Origin of the sequence: Staphylococcus sp. HMSC035D11 (genome assembly GCF_001836075.1) — a bacterium.
GTDB classification, from domain to species: domain Bacteria; phylum Bacillota; class Bacilli; order Staphylococcales; family Staphylococcaceae; genus Staphylococcus; species Staphylococcus hominis.
The window spans coordinates 26,981-39,933 of record NZ_KV827224.1 but is presented as its reverse complement, the minus strand read 5'-3'; the positions used below and the strand labels follow the sequence as shown (position 1 = coordinate 39,933).

Annotated in this window: 17 protein-coding genes; all 17 read left to right on the top strand. The window is 30.5% G+C overall.

The features are described 5' to 3' along the window. Window positions 1-191: 191 nt before the first annotated feature. The 17 genes from pxpB to HMPREF2647_RS01640 all read left to right on the top strand — a co-directional run bounded on the left by pxpB (window position 192) and on the right by HMPREF2647_RS01640 (window position 12,845). Entirely contained in the window at window positions 192-920 is a 729-nt protein-coding gene (gene pxpB / locus HMPREF2647_RS01720) for a 5-oxoprolinase subunit PxpB (RefSeq protein WP_048761568.1), read from the top strand. Continuing rightward, window positions 910-1,914 carry a 5-oxoprolinase subunit C family protein gene (locus tag HMPREF2647_RS01715; protein ID WP_019834849.1) on the top strand — a complete coding sequence of 335 codons (1,005 nt, stop codon included), beginning with the start codon at window positions 910-912 and terminating at the stop codon, window positions 1,912-1,914. Before pxpB ends, HMPREF2647_RS01715 begins: the two co-directional genes overlap by 11 nt. Before the next feature lie 2 nt (window positions 1,915-1,916). Then, on the top strand, window positions 1,917-2,357 hold the full coding sequence (locus HMPREF2647_RS01710) for an acetyl-CoA carboxylase biotin carboxyl carrier protein (protein WP_019834850.1): 441 nt from the start codon (window positions 1,917-1,919) through the stop codon (window positions 2,355-2,357). A gap of 16 nt (window positions 2,358-2,373) precedes the next feature. After that, window positions 2,374-3,735, top strand: coding sequence for an acetyl-CoA carboxylase biotin carboxylase subunit (locus HMPREF2647_RS01705; RefSeq protein WP_017176189.1), 1,362 nt, complete (start codon window positions 2,374-2,376; stop codon window positions 3,733-3,735). Continuing rightward, window positions 3,735-4,487 (top strand): 5-oxoprolinase subunit PxpA, encoded by a 753-nt coding sequence (gene pxpA, locus HMPREF2647_RS01700; RefSeq protein WP_048680291.1) that lies wholly within the window; start codon window positions 3,735-3,737, stop codon window positions 4,485-4,487. Before HMPREF2647_RS01705 ends, pxpA begins: the two co-directional genes overlap by 1 nt. 12 nt (window positions 4,488-4,499) lie before the next feature. After that, a complete protein-coding gene (locus tag HMPREF2647_RS01695; RefSeq protein ID WP_017176191.1) occupies window positions 4,500-5,738 on the top strand; it encodes an NRAMP family divalent metal transporter in 1,239 nt (412 codons plus the stop codon). Window positions 5,739-5,905: 167 nt separating this feature from the next. After that, window positions 5,906-6,592: a 5'-methylthioadenosine/adenosylhomocysteine nucleosidase gene (locus HMPREF2647_RS01690; protein WP_017176192.1), complete on the top strand. Its 687-nt coding sequence runs from the start codon at window positions 5,906-5,908 to the stop codon at window positions 6,590-6,592. Window positions 6,593-6,619: 27 nt separating this feature from the next. Next, window positions 6,620-7,147: a YqeG family HAD IIIA-type phosphatase gene (locus HMPREF2647_RS01685; protein WP_017176193.1), complete on the top strand. Its 528-nt coding sequence runs from the start codon at window positions 6,620-6,622 to the stop codon at window positions 7,145-7,147. Continuing rightward, the gene (gene yqeH / locus HMPREF2647_RS01680; RefSeq protein WP_037541052.1) at window positions 7,148-8,248 is read left to right on the top strand and encodes a ribosome biogenesis GTPase YqeH; all 1,101 of its coding nucleotides are present in this window, start codon (window positions 7,148-7,150) and stop codon (window positions 8,246-8,248) included. Between the two features lie 12 nt (window positions 8,249-8,260). Continuing rightward, window positions 8,261-9,067 carry a shikimate dehydrogenase gene (aroE, locus tag HMPREF2647_RS01675; protein ID WP_017176195.1) on the top strand — a complete coding sequence of 269 codons (807 nt, stop codon included), beginning with the start codon at window positions 8,261-8,263 and terminating at the stop codon, window positions 9,065-9,067. Between the two features lie 6 nt (window positions 9,068-9,073). Beyond that, window positions 9,074-9,364: a ribosome assembly RNA-binding protein YhbY gene (gene yhbY / locus HMPREF2647_RS01670; RefSeq protein ID WP_017176196.1), complete on the top strand. Its 291-nt coding sequence runs from the start codon at window positions 9,074-9,076 to the stop codon at window positions 9,362-9,364. Window positions 9,365-9,368: 4 nt separating this feature from the next. Beyond that, window positions 9,369-9,938 carry a nicotinate-nucleotide adenylyltransferase gene (locus HMPREF2647_RS01665; RefSeq protein WP_002449696.1) on the top strand — a complete coding sequence of 190 codons (570 nt, stop codon included), beginning with the start codon at window positions 9,369-9,371 and terminating at the stop codon, window positions 9,936-9,938. Then, entirely contained in the window at window positions 9,928-10,512 is a 585-nt protein-coding gene (gene yqeK / locus HMPREF2647_RS01660; RefSeq protein ID WP_017176197.1) for a bis(5'-nucleosyl)-tetraphosphatase (symmetrical) YqeK, read from the top strand. Before HMPREF2647_RS01665 ends, yqeK begins: the two co-directional genes overlap by 11 nt. Beyond that, entirely contained in the window at window positions 10,513-10,866 is a 354-nt protein-coding gene (rsfS, locus tag HMPREF2647_RS01655; RefSeq protein ID WP_002449779.1) for a ribosome silencing factor, read from the top strand. 1 nt (window position 10,867) lies between these two features. After that, complete coding sequence (locus HMPREF2647_RS01650; protein ID WP_017176198.1) at window positions 10,868-11,599, top strand: class I SAM-dependent DNA methyltransferase; 732 nt, start codon at window positions 10,868-10,870, stop codon at window positions 11,597-11,599. 52 nt (window positions 11,600-11,651) lie between these two features. Next, the gene (locus HMPREF2647_RS01645) at window positions 11,652-12,314 is read left to right on the top strand and encodes a helix-hairpin-helix domain-containing protein (protein ID WP_019834857.1); all 663 of its coding nucleotides are present in this window, start codon (window positions 11,652-11,654) and stop codon (window positions 12,312-12,314) included. 66 nt (window positions 12,315-12,380) lie between these two features. After that, window positions 12,381-12,845 (top strand): ComE operon protein 2, encoded by a 465-nt coding sequence (locus HMPREF2647_RS01640; protein ID WP_017176200.1) that lies wholly within the window; start codon window positions 12,381-12,383, stop codon window positions 12,843-12,845. Window positions 12,846-12,953 lie beyond the last annotated feature (108 nt).

The window sequence follows — 12,953 nt, the reverse complement described above, 5'->3', positions numbered from 1 at the left end:
AACAATGTAGACAAATTATATAAATATCTTGTACTGAAAGGGGGTAAGCGATTACATCGATGCATTACTCGCCTTCTTTTATTATTGTCTATTTGAAATACATATGAAACTACTATGAATACGTGGATATTTTATATTACTAATATATAGAATGAAATACGTTATTTATAATTGAAGGAGGACCATCATCTTTGGAAATAAAGATTATTAATGAACAATCAATTGCATTTTATTTTAAAGAAGAAATATCTGAAAGTAATTACAGAGATGTTGAATCCGTTACTAAACATATACACGCTAAAAGAATAGATGGTATCAAAGATGTGATACCGTCATATAGGGCAATTATGATAAGCTTTGATAATAAAAAGCTTAATTTTAATCAATTAATAGATATATTAGATTTAAAGCAGTTAAATGGTGAACATGCTAAAGATATTTCAGATAAAACGATCATACATATTCCAGTATTATATAATTCAGAAGTCGGACCTGATTTATCATATGTAGCTAAACATAACAAACTAACTACTGATGAAGTCATTGAAATCCATACTCAAAATGAATATCTCGTTTACATGTTAGGTTTTATGCCTGGCTTTCCATTTTTAGGCGGATTAGATTCTCGTTTACATACTCCACGTCGAGATGAACCTAGAGTCAACATTGACGCAGGGTCAGTAGGAATAGCAAATAATCAAACTGGTTTATATCCTTCTGATTCACCAGGTGGTTGGCAAATTATTGGAAGAACACCATTAAAAGTATTTGATATCAATGACAATGAAATGTCTTTATATCAAGCGGGGGATTATATCAAGTTTTATTCTATTGATGAAAATACATTTAACGACATCCAAAGTGAAATAGCAGAAAATCGATTTAATAAAGAAAAGTGGGTGTTAAATCATGTCGATTAGTATTATTCAACCTGGTATGTTCACAACTGTTCAAGATGAAGGAAGATTTGGTTTTCAACACCTTGGTTTTTCAAGTGCTGGAGCTATGGATTTATATAGTTATTTAATTGGTAAGTCTTTAATTGGTAATAATGGACCCAGCCTTGAATACACTATTATCGGTCCAACACTTCAATTCAATAAAGATAATACATTTATTTTGACAGGAGCACATGTAAACGCAAAATTAAATGAAGAGACAGTTGATATTAATACTGTGATTTATGCATGTAAAGGCGATATTTTGAAAGTTGGAGCAGTGACTGCAGGCGCCCGTGGTTATATTTTCTTTGGCCATCCTTTAGATATTCAACCAATAGCAGAAAGTTACTCGACACATACTAGAAGTAAAATTGGCGGTTACAAAGGAAGACCATTATCAAAAGGAGATTTGATATGCTTAAAAGAAAATCCATCTTTCAAACAAAACTTGGGCAAAACAACAGTTTATAATGCTATTCCCGAAGATAATATAATACATATTATTACTGGTCCACAAATCGAAGCATTTTCAAAGGAAAGTATAAATAAACTCGTTAATATGGAGTATAAAGTTTCTGAAAAATCTGATAGAATGGGATATCGTCTTAATGGTGAGTGTATTCCTCCTAAAACTGGAGCAGATATTATTTCAGAACCTGTTGCTTTAGGAAGCATTCAAGTCCCAAATGATGGTAATCCTATTATCTTATTAAATGATAAACAAACTATAGGTGGCTATACGAAAATTGCTACAGTCACTCAACTGGATTTAAATAAAATTGCTCAATTTAAGCCGGGAGATTTAATTCGATTTAAGTGGTCAACGATTGAAGAGGCTACAAAGGCTCAGGAACAATATCTAAATCACTTTAATCATTTAAAAACTGAAATTAACACATCACCAACCTTTAATATGAGCGAAATGAGACCGACAGCAAAGAAATTGACTACAATCATTACAGAGGAGAGATAGTTATGGATATAAAAAAAATAGAAGAAGTCATTAAACTTGTAAAATCAAATGATGTAAAAAAATTTAAATATAAAGATAACAAAAACGAAATCGAATTAGATTTTACTGAACAAAGTAACAATCAAAATAATAGTACTCCAGTAATACAATCTGAAGGACATTCTCAAAATAAAAATATTTCAGAAAATAACCCTTCAAATGATTCAGCAAAAACAATTACTTCTCCTATGGTAGGCACATTTTTCTTACAAGATAGCAAGGAATTAACGGATCCTATAATTCAAGTAGGTGATAACATTAAATCTGGTGATGTTATCGGATATGTTGAAGCAATGAAAGTAATGAATGAAGTGACTAGTGATATAGATGGTGAGATTACCGACATTGTTATTGAACATGGTACAAACGTTGAATACGATCAAGTTCTAGTTAAAGTGAAGTAAAAGGGGGGACAGAAATATGTATCGTTGTTTAGTAGCGAATAGAGGAGAAATTGCGGTACGTATCATTCGAGCGTGTCGAGAAATGGGAATAGAAACTGTTGCAGTATACGCTAAAGGTGATGAAAAAAGTCTTCATGTAAGCTTGGCTGATCAAGCAGTTTGCATTGGAGAAGCAAATCCTTTAGATAGTTATTTAAATATAGAGCGTATTATTGGTGCAGCTGAAATCACAGGTTCTAATGCTATTCATCCTGGATACGGCTTTCTATCGGAGAGTACAACATTTGCCCAAAAAGTTGAAGAAAATGATATTCACTTTATTGGCCCTAACAAAAAAACAATGGAAATGATGGGTGATAAAATAACTGCTCGTCAAACTGTTCATTCAGCAGGAGTGCCAGTTATTCCTGGCTCAACAGATGCAGTAAATTCTGTAGAAGAAATTAAAGAATTAGCAAAAGACATAGGATATCCTTTAGTATTAAAAGCCGCAAGCGGTGGTGGCGGTAAAGGTATTCGAATTGTTAAAGAAGAAAATCAACTTGAAAAATCATTAAAAGAAGCTAAAAGTGAAGGTCAAAAATATTTTAATGATGATCGTGTGTATGTGGAAGCATTTATTCCTGTTGCAAAACACGTAGAGGTTCAAGTGATTGGTGACGGAAAAGAAAATTATGTTCATTTAGGTGAACGAGATTGTTCAGTCCAAAGAAAAAATCAAAAATTAATAGAAGAAGCACCATGTGCAGCATTATCTGAAGAACGACGTGAAAAAATATGTAATGATGCTGTCAAAGTTGCAAAAGCCTCTAATTATCGTAGTGCTGGTACTATTGAATTTTTAGTTACTGAAGATGCACATTACTTTATTGAAATGAACGCAAGAATACAAGTAGAACATACTGTTACTGAAATGCGTGCAGATAGAGATTTATTACAAGCACAATTATATTTGTTATTACATAATAAATTACCGTTTAGTCAAGAAGATATTGTATTCAATGGTCATGTAATAGAGGCACGTATCAACGCTGAAAATCCAGAAAAGAAATTCCAACCTACTCCAGGTAAAGTTAAACGTCTACACTTACCTCAAGGTTTTAATATTAGAGTAGATTCGTTATTATATGCTGGTTATCAAGTATCTCCTTACTATGATTCACTAGTTGCAAAAGTTATCGTAAAAGACTCTAATAGAACTTCTGCGATTAACAAATTAAAAGTGGCACTTGATGAAATGGTAATTGATGGTTTCACTACTACGGCTGATTTTCTATATGCAGTATTAAGTTACCCACCATATGCAAAAGGAAATGCAGAAGAAGTTGATATTAAATTCCTTGAAAAACATCAAATAGTTAAAGGAGTGAAATTATGATGAAAGTTGATTTAAACTGTGATCTAGGTGAAGCATTTGGTAACTATTCATTTGGAGGTGATAAAGATATCATTCCTTTAATTACATCTGCTAATATAGCCTGTGGTTTTCATGCGGGTGATGAAAATGTAATGAATCAAACAGTAAAATTAGCTAAAGAAAATCATGTGAGTATTGGCGCTCATCCCGGACTTCCAGATTTAAAAGGGTTTGGTCGTCGAAAGATGGATATTAGTCCTACCGAAGTATATAACCTAATAGTTTATCAGTTAGGTGCTTTAGAAGGATTTTGTAAAGTACACCAAACACGAATAAATCATGTTAAACCACACGGTGCACTGTATAATATGGGTGCTAAAAATAAAGCAATTGCAAAAGCAATTGCAAAAGCAGTATACGATTTTGATTCTACTATAGTGCTTGTAGGTTTATCTAATTCATTATTAATATCTGAAGCTAAAGCAATCGGATTGAAAACAGCTTCTGAAGTATTTGCTGATAGACGTTACGAAGATAATGGTCAATTAGTTAGTCGTAAAGAACCAGACGCAGTCATTACTGATTCTGACGAAGCATTAAAACAAGTTTTGAAAATGGTAACTGAAAACAAAGTGATAAGTCGCAATGGAAAAGAAATTGATTTGGAAACAGATACAATATGTGTTCACGGTGATGGTAAACATGCACTAGAATTTGTTGAACAAATAAGAAAAAAATTAACGAAAGAAGGCATTGATATTCAATCCTTATAAGGGGGTTTTCTAATGAAAGAAAATTTAAATCAAAAACAAGATAAAGACAATTTTAAATTTACAAAAAGTCATAGACGCTTACTTTATGGATCTGTATTTTTAATGGCTACATCAGCGATCGGTCCTGCATTTCTAACTCAAACTGCTGTGTTTACGGCAGAATTTTATGCAAGTTTCGCTTTTGCAATCTTAATATCTATATTAATTGATATTGGAGCTCAAATTAATATTTGGCGCGTATTAGTTGTAACAGGTTTACGTGGTCAAGAAGTATCAAATAAAGTGTTACCTGGATTAGGAACTTTAATTTCAATATTGATTGCTTTTGGAGGACTTGCTTTTAATATCGGGAACATAGCTGGTGCAGGTTTAGGATTGAATGCAATGTTTGGACTTGATGTTAAATGGGGAGCAGCTATTACAGCCATTTTTGCAATTTTAATATTTGTAAGTAAAAGTGGTCAAAAAATTATGGATATTGTTTCAATGATTTTAGGAGTAATAATGATATTAGTAGTAGCTTATGTCATGGTTGTATCTAACCCTCCCTATGGTGATGCACTTGTTCATACAGTTGCACCAGAACATCCTATTAAATTAATTTTACCAATCATTACTTTAGTTGGAGGAACAGTAGGTGGATACATCACATTTGCTGGTGCACATAGAATACTTGATTCTGGAATGAAAGGTAAAGAGTTTTTACCATTTGTGAATCGTTCAGCTATTGCAGGTATCTTAACTACAGGTATTATGAGAACATTATTATTCTTAGCAGTACTTGGAGTTGTAGTGACAGGTGTCACTTTAAATGCAGATAATCCGCCAGCATCAGTATTTGAACATGCTATTGGACCAATAGGAAAAAATATTTTTGGAGTTGTTATTTTCGCAGCCGCAATGTCATCAGTGATTGGTTCAGCATATACAAGTGCAACTTTCTTAAAAACATTACACAAATCATTATTTAATAAAAATAATTTGATTGTCATTGTCTTCATCGTGATTTCAACAATAATTTTCTTATTAATTGGAAAACCAATTAGTTTATTGATTATTGCAGGAGCAATAAATGGATGGATTTTACCGATTACTTTGGGTGCAATATTGATAGCGAGTAGAAAAAAATCAATTGTTGGAGATTATAAACATCCAATATGGATGTTAGTATTTGGCATTGTAGCAGTTATTGTTACAATTATAACAGGTGTATTGTCTCTACAAGATTTAGCTACTTTATGGAAAGGTTAACCATAAATAAATATGTAATTTAAAATTTAACTGTCGACAGTGTTTAACTGTATCGACAGTTTTTTTATTAAATATTTTTCAAGATGATTTAATAAAAAAAGTTAGTCGTGATGAACTAGAAATTATGTTAGAATAACATGTGCTAAGATTAAAGTTGAGGTGTAAATATGATTGGAATTATTGGAGCTATGGAAGAAGAAGTAGCGATTTTAAAACATAAATTAGTGAATTTAAATGAGATTGAAGTAGCACATGTAAAATTTTATCGTGGGCAACTAAATAATAAAGATGTTGTCTTAACACAAAGTGGAATTGGAAAAGTAAATGCTGCAATTTCGACAACACTATTAATTGAAAAATTTAAACCTACATTGATTATAAATACAGGTTCTGCTGGTGCTTTAGATGATAGTTTATCAGTTGGAGATATTTTAATTAGTAATAATGTGATGTACCATGATGCAGATGCAACTGCCTTTGGATACGACATCGGTCAAATACCTCAAATGCCAGCTCAATTTGAAGCTAACCAACAATTACTCCAATTAACTGAAAAAGTTGTAAAACAACAAAATTTAACCGCTAAAATTGGTCAAATTGTAAGTGGCGATAGTTTTATTGGTAGTAGTGAACAGCGATTAAAAATTAAACGTCAGTTTTCAAAAGCTATGGCAGTTGAAATGGAAGCAACGGCTATTGCTCAAACTTGTTATCAATTTAATTTACCTTTTATCGTTACTCGTGCTGTTTCTGATTTAGCAAATGGGGAAGCAGAGATGTCGTTTGAAGAGTTTCTTGGTAAAGCAGCTCAATCATCAAGTAAAATTGTTGAACAGTTGGTTAATGAAATATAAAAAATAAATAACTTAAAGGTGAAATGAATGGGATTAATTAAAACATATTTTATGCCTAATGATTATGTACAATCTGTATTTCAAATTGATATTGAAAAATTAGCAAATTCTGGTTTTAAAGGTATTATTACAGATTTAGATAATACATTAGTAGGTTGGGACGTTAAAACACCAACGAAAGAAATACAAGAATGGTTTAAAAAGGCAAATGATTTAGGTTTAACGATTACAATAGTATCAAATAATAATGAAAAACGTGTTTCCGGTTTTTCGAAAGACTTAGACGTTGATTTTATCTTTAAAGCTAGAAAACCTATGGGAAGAGCTTTTAAAAAAGCGATACAACACATGAATATTAAACCAGAAGAAACAATCGTTATAGGTGACCAAATGCTTACAGACGTACTTGGTGGCAATAATAACGGTCTATATACTATCATGGTAGTTCCTGTCAAAAAGACAGATGGATTTTTAACTAGACTAAATAGAATAATCGAACGTCGATTATTAAACTATTTTAAAAGAAAAGGTTATATTACATGGGAGGAAAATTGATTGGATGAAACTTTAAAATGTATCGGTTGTGGCGCTCCTTTACAATCTGAAGATAAAAACGCACCTGGGTATGTGCCAGAACATAATTTATTTAGAGATGATGTTATATGCCAACGTTGTTTTAGATTAAAAAATTATAATGAAATACAAGATGTAGGAATGGATAGTGAAGATTTTTTAAATTTATTAAATGGATTATCCGATAGACAAGGGATTATCGTTAACGTAGTTGATGTTTTTGACTTTGAAGGATCGTTTATTAATGCTTTAAAACGAATTGTAGGAAATAAGAAAATCATTTTGGCAGCGAATAAATTAGATCTTTTACCAAGACAAATTAACCAACGTCGTGTAAAAGAATGGTTAAAAAGAACAGCTAGAAAGTATGGATTAGAAGCTGAAGAGGTGGTATTAATATCAGCTCATAAAGGATGGGGTATTGATGCACTTTTAGAATCAATCAACCGTTTTAGAAATCATCAAGATGTTTATATCGTTGGTACTACAAATGTTGGTAAATCAACTTTAATCAATAAATTAATTGAGCAAAGTGTAGGTGAAAAAGATGTCGTTACAACATCAAGATTTCCAGGTACAACATTAGATATGATAGATATTCCTTTAGATGAGAAAACTTTTATGTATGACACACCTGGCATTATACAAGCGCATCAAATGACCCATTATGTTACTGAAAAAGAATTAAAAGTGATTATTCCTAAGAATGAAATTAAACAACGTGTATTTCAATTAAATGAGGGACAAACTTTATTCTTCGGTGGATTAGCTAGGATAGATTATGTTTCTGGTGGGAAACGACCACTTGTATGTTATTTTTCTAATGATTTAAATATTCATAGAACTAAAACTGAAAAGGCAAATGATTTATGGCGAAAGCAAATAGGACATTTATTAAGTCCACCTAGTAATCCAGAAAAATTTAATATAAGTGATATGAAAGCTGTACGTCTAGAAACAGGGAAAGAAAAACGTGACATTATGATTTCTGGATTGGGCTTTATTACAATCGAAGCAGGTGCAAAAGTGATTGTCCGAGTTCCTAAAAGTGTTGATGTTGTTTTAAGACAATCTATTATGTAGGGAGGATTCATAATGAAATTTGCAGTGATAGGAGATCCGATTTCACATTCATTATCACCAGTGATGCATAATACTAATTTTAAAGTTTTAGGTTTAAATGATACTTATGAAGCATTGCATATACCGGTTCAAGATTTCGATAATATTAAAGAAATAATAACTGAAAAAAATTTAAGTGGATTTAATGTTACTATTCCTCATAAAGAACGCATCATTCCATTCTTAGATGATATTGATGAACAAGCTAAAGCTGTAGGTGCAGTGAATACTGTGAAAATAGAAGGGAATAAATGGATTGGTTATAATACTGATGGTCTTGGATACGTAAAAGGATTAAAACAAGTATATCCTGACTTATCTAATGCATATATTTTAATTCTTGGAGCTGGGGGCGCAAGCAAAGGTATTGCAACTGCACTTTCACAATGTGTACAGCCTAAATTAACTATAGCGAATAGAACAATGAGTCGCTTTGATAATTGGAAATTAGATATTAATGCGATTACCCTACAACAAGCTGAACAATATCTTGATGAGTTTGATATTATTATTAATACAACATCAGCAGGATTAGATAATAATAAAGAGAGTGTAATTCGTCTCGATCAATTATCACCGAATACATTGGTAAGTGATATCATTTATATTCCCTATAAAACATCATTTTTACAACAAGCTGAAGAGAAGGGTAACCCTATTTATAATGGTCTAGATATGTTTGTATATCAAGGTGCTGAGAGCTTTAAAATATGGACTGGCAAAGATGCTGAAATTAAAGAAATGAAATTAGCAGTTTTAAATCAATTAAAAGGAGAATAATATGCTATGCTAACAGGTAAACAAAAAAGATATTTAAGAAGTTTGGCGCATAACATTGATCCAATTTTTCAAATAGGTAAAGCTGGAATTAATGATAATATGATTAGTCAAATAGATGAAACACTAGAAAATAGAGAATTAATTAAAATTCATATACTTCAAAATAATTTTGATGATAAAAACGATTTAGCCCAAACGCTAAGTCAAGCTACTAATAGTGAAGTGGTCCAAGTCATTGGATCAATGATAATCATTTATAGAGAATCTCAAGAAAATAAGGAAATTTCATTACCATAATTCTATGAAAAAAATTGTTTTATACGGCGGACAATTCAATCCTATTCATACTGCACATATGTTAGTAGCTAATGAAGTATTTCATAAAATTAAACCGGATGTTTTCTATTTTTTACCAAGTTATATGGCTCCACTTAAAGAACATAACGATTACTTAGATGCTCATTATCGCATCAAAATGATTAATATGGTAATCGAGCAGTTAGGTTTCGGAAATATTTGTTATGCAGAATTAGAAAGAAAAGGTCAAAGTTATACGTATGATACATTAAAAGCTTTAATTGACCAAAATCCTTACGATAAGTTTTATTTTGTAATAGGATCAGACCAATATGATCAACTTGATAAATGGTATAAAATAGATGAATTAAAGCAAATGATTATCTTTATAGTAGTAAATAGAGAAAAAAATATTCAAAAGGTTGATGAAAATATGATTTCCATATCTATTCCAAGAATGGATATTAGTTCATCAATGATTAGACAACGTGTAAAAGATAAAAAAACAATTGATATTTTAGTCCCTCGAAATGTTAGTAAATATATTAGAGAGGAAGGATTCTATGAACACTAAAGAAGCAAAAAAACTTATCGAAAATAAATTGCCCGAAAAGCGTTTTAAACATTCTCTTAGAGTAGCTGACACAGCAGTTAAGCTTGCTGAAATCTATGATGGAGATAAAAGTAAAGCAGAGTTAGCAGGCATTTTACATGATTATTGTAAATATGATGATTTAGGAAAAATGTATCAAGTCGTTCGCCAACATGATTTAGATAGCAATTTGTTAAGTTATGGAAGTGAAATTCTTCATGGACCTGTATGTGCAGCATTAATGAAGGCTGATTATGGCATCGAAGATGAAGAAACATTATTAGCCATTAAATATCACACTACTGGTCGTAAAGAAATGACAAAAACTGAAAAATTGGTATTTATTGCTGACTATATAGAACCTGGTAGAAAAACTCCAGGAGTTGAAGAAATTAGAGATATGGCATACAATCAAGGTAGCTTAGATAAAACAATTTATGAAATATCAAAGCGAACAGTGTTATTTTTAATTAGTAAAGATATTACTGTTTATGGTTCTACAATTGAATGTTTAAATTATTATAATTATAGTGATCAAAAGATAAAGGATGATTAAATGAATTCAGAAGAATTATTAAATATTGCTGTCACAGCGACAGAAGATAAAAAAGCAGAAGATATTGTTTCTCTTAATATGCAAGGTATTAGTGATATGACTGATTATTTTGTAGTGTGTCACGGTAACAATGAACGTCAAGTTCAATCAATTGCTAGAGCAGTAAAAGAAAAAGTACATGAAAATAATATTGAAGTAAAGCGTATGGAAGGTTATCAAAGTGCAAGATGGGTCTTAATTGATTTAGCAGACGTAGTAGTTCATATTTTCCATAAAGATGAACGCAATTACTATAATATAGAGAAACTTTATCAAGATGCTCCAATAGAATCATATAATCAGGTAGCATATTAAAATGATGCAATACACCGAAATGAGTAAAGTTTATGATCAGCTTACTCAAGATCAACCTTATGAAGAATGGTTTAATATTGTAAAATATTATACAAGAACAATGTCTTCTAATGATTCAATAAATATTCTTGATATTGGTTGTGGCACTGGAAGTTTAACGCAATTACTTCCTTCTATTGGCACGGTTACGGGCATGGATTTAAGTACAGACATGTTATCTATTGCTGCAAATAAATCTAATCAAGTTACTTGGTTAGAAGGTGACATGACCGATTTTTCATTAAATACAACATATGATGTTGTAACAATATTTTGTGATTCCCTGAATTATTTACCTGATATTGATGATATCGTAAATACGTTTAATTGTGTATTTAATCATTTATCTGATTTAGGAATGTTTATATTCGATATTCATACGATATATAAAATGAACACAGCATTTAATAATCAATGTTATATTGATGATAATGATGATATATTTTTAGCGTGGGAAGCTATAAAGGGTGAAGAACCTTATAGTGTTTATCATGATATGAGTTTCTTTTTAAAACAGCATAATGGTAATTATCACCGTTTTAATGAATCACATTATCAAAGAACATTTGAAAAGGATTTCTATATTCGATTGTTAAAACAAACTGGATTTAATCGTATTGAAACTTTTGTAGACTTTGACATCAATAATCATAATGAAAAAGGTGACAGATTGTTTTTTGTTGCTTATAAATAAAATAAAGTAAACTCATCTTCTTATACGTTTATACATATAAGGAGATGAGTTTTTGTTTAAGTATAGAAATGAAATAATTCAATTGTTAACTAAGTGGAAGACTCATATCATCATTTTAATTGCAGTAGTGTTACTTTTTATAGTGATTCTCATGCTTATGAAAAATAATGAGCCTTCAGAATATATGACAACATCTAATGCTAACAATAGCCAATTTAATAATAATGAAAAATATAATAAAAATAAAAATGATAATAATTTATCCACTTCTTCTAAAGAAAATTCAACTATTTATGTAGATGTCAAAGGAGCGGTTAAATTACCAGATGTTTATAAAATGAAAAAGAACGATAGAGTTAAAGATGTACTAAAAAAAGCTAAAGTTTCTGAAAATGCTGATATTACAAAAATCAATTTATCTGAAAAACTTACTGATCAAAAAATGATTTATATACCTAATAAAAATGAAACGAAACTAAATGCTACACTCACTAATCAAAGTAATTTAGATACTTCTGAAAGTATTAAAGTCAATCTTAACACAGCAAATGAAAGAGAATTGCTTAATGTTCCAGGTATAGGTCCAACTAAAGTGAAAGAGATTATTAAATACAGAGAGGAAAAGGGACAATTTAATAAGGTTGAAGACTTAAAACAAGTAAGAGGAATTGGAGGGAAAACTTTCGAGAAACTTAAAGATTACTTTACTACATAAATTAAATTGGAAGAATTTTTAATATAAATTATAATAGATATATATTTTTTTAAGGAGTTGAACTTTATGGATAGAATAAAATGGGACGAATATTTTATGGCACAAAGCCATTTGCTTGCATTACGTTCTACATGTCAAAGACTATCAGTAGGCGCAACAATTGTAAAGGACAATAGAATAATTGCAGGAGGTTATAATGGCTCAGTAGCAGGAGAAGTTCACTGTATTGATGTAGGATGTTTAATAGAAGATGGTCATTGTATTAGAACCATTCACGCAGAAATGAATGCATTATTACAATGCGCAAAACAAGGTGTATCATCAGATAATGCAACGATATATGTCACACATTTTCCTTGTTTAAACTGTACTAAGTCTATTATTCAAGCAGGTATTAAGAAAATATACTATGCAAAAGATTATCATAATCATAAATATGCTATTAAATTATTAAATCAAGCAGGTATTGAGTATGAAAAAATACCATTTTCTGCTAATAAAATAGCTGAATTTTTAACTAAAGAATGTTAGTTGTTTTATATGCACTTTCTTTTTTAAGTGGTATATTATGGGTTCATCTTAAATTATTTTCAATTTTAATATTTGCTATTATATTAATTATTGTGTATCGAAAGAGTA

Coding starts and splice junctions, on each gene's coding strand:
- HMPREF2647_RS01715 (WP_019834849.1), top strand. CDS start 910: ATGTCGATTAGTATTATTCAACCTGGTATGTTCACAACTGTTCAAGAT.
- HMPREF2647_RS01710 (WP_019834850.1), top strand. CDS start 1,917: ATGGATATAAAAAAAATAGAAGAAGTCATTAAACTTGTAAAATCAAAT.
- HMPREF2647_RS01705 (WP_017176189.1), top strand. CDS start 2,374: ATGTATCGTTGTTTAGTAGCGAATAGAGGAGAAATTGCGGTACGTATC.
- pxpA (WP_048680291.1), top strand. CDS start 3,735: ATGAAAGTTGATTTAAACTGTGATCTAGGTGAAGCATTTGGTAACTAT.
- HMPREF2647_RS01695 (WP_017176191.1), top strand. CDS start 4,500: ATGAAAGAAAATTTAAATCAAAAACAAGATAAAGACAATTTTAAATTT.
- HMPREF2647_RS01690 (WP_017176192.1), top strand. CDS start 5,906: ATGATTGGAATTATTGGAGCTATGGAAGAAGAAGTAGCGATTTTAAAA.
- HMPREF2647_RS01685 (WP_017176193.1), top strand. CDS start 6,620: ATGGGATTAATTAAAACATATTTTATGCCTAATGATTATGTACAATCT.
- aroE (WP_017176195.1), top strand. CDS start 8,261: ATGAAATTTGCAGTGATAGGAGATCCGATTTCACATTCATTATCACCA.
- yhbY (WP_017176196.1), top strand. CDS start 9,074: ATGCTAACAGGTAAACAAAAAAGATATTTAAGAAGTTTGGCGCATAAC.
- HMPREF2647_RS01665 (WP_002449696.1), top strand. CDS start 9,369: ATGAAAAAAATTGTTTTATACGGCGGACAATTCAATCCTATTCATACT.
- yqeK (WP_017176197.1), top strand. CDS start 9,928: ATGAACACTAAAGAAGCAAAAAAACTTATCGAAAATAAATTGCCCGAA.
- rsfS (WP_002449779.1), top strand. CDS start 10,513: ATGAATTCAGAAGAATTATTAAATATTGCTGTCACAGCGACAGAAGAT.
- HMPREF2647_RS01650 (WP_017176198.1), top strand. CDS start 10,868: ATGATGCAATACACCGAAATGAGTAAAGTTTATGATCAGCTTACTCAA.
- HMPREF2647_RS01640 (WP_017176200.1), top strand. CDS start 12,381: ATGGATAGAATAAAATGGGACGAATATTTTATGGCACAAAGCCATTTG.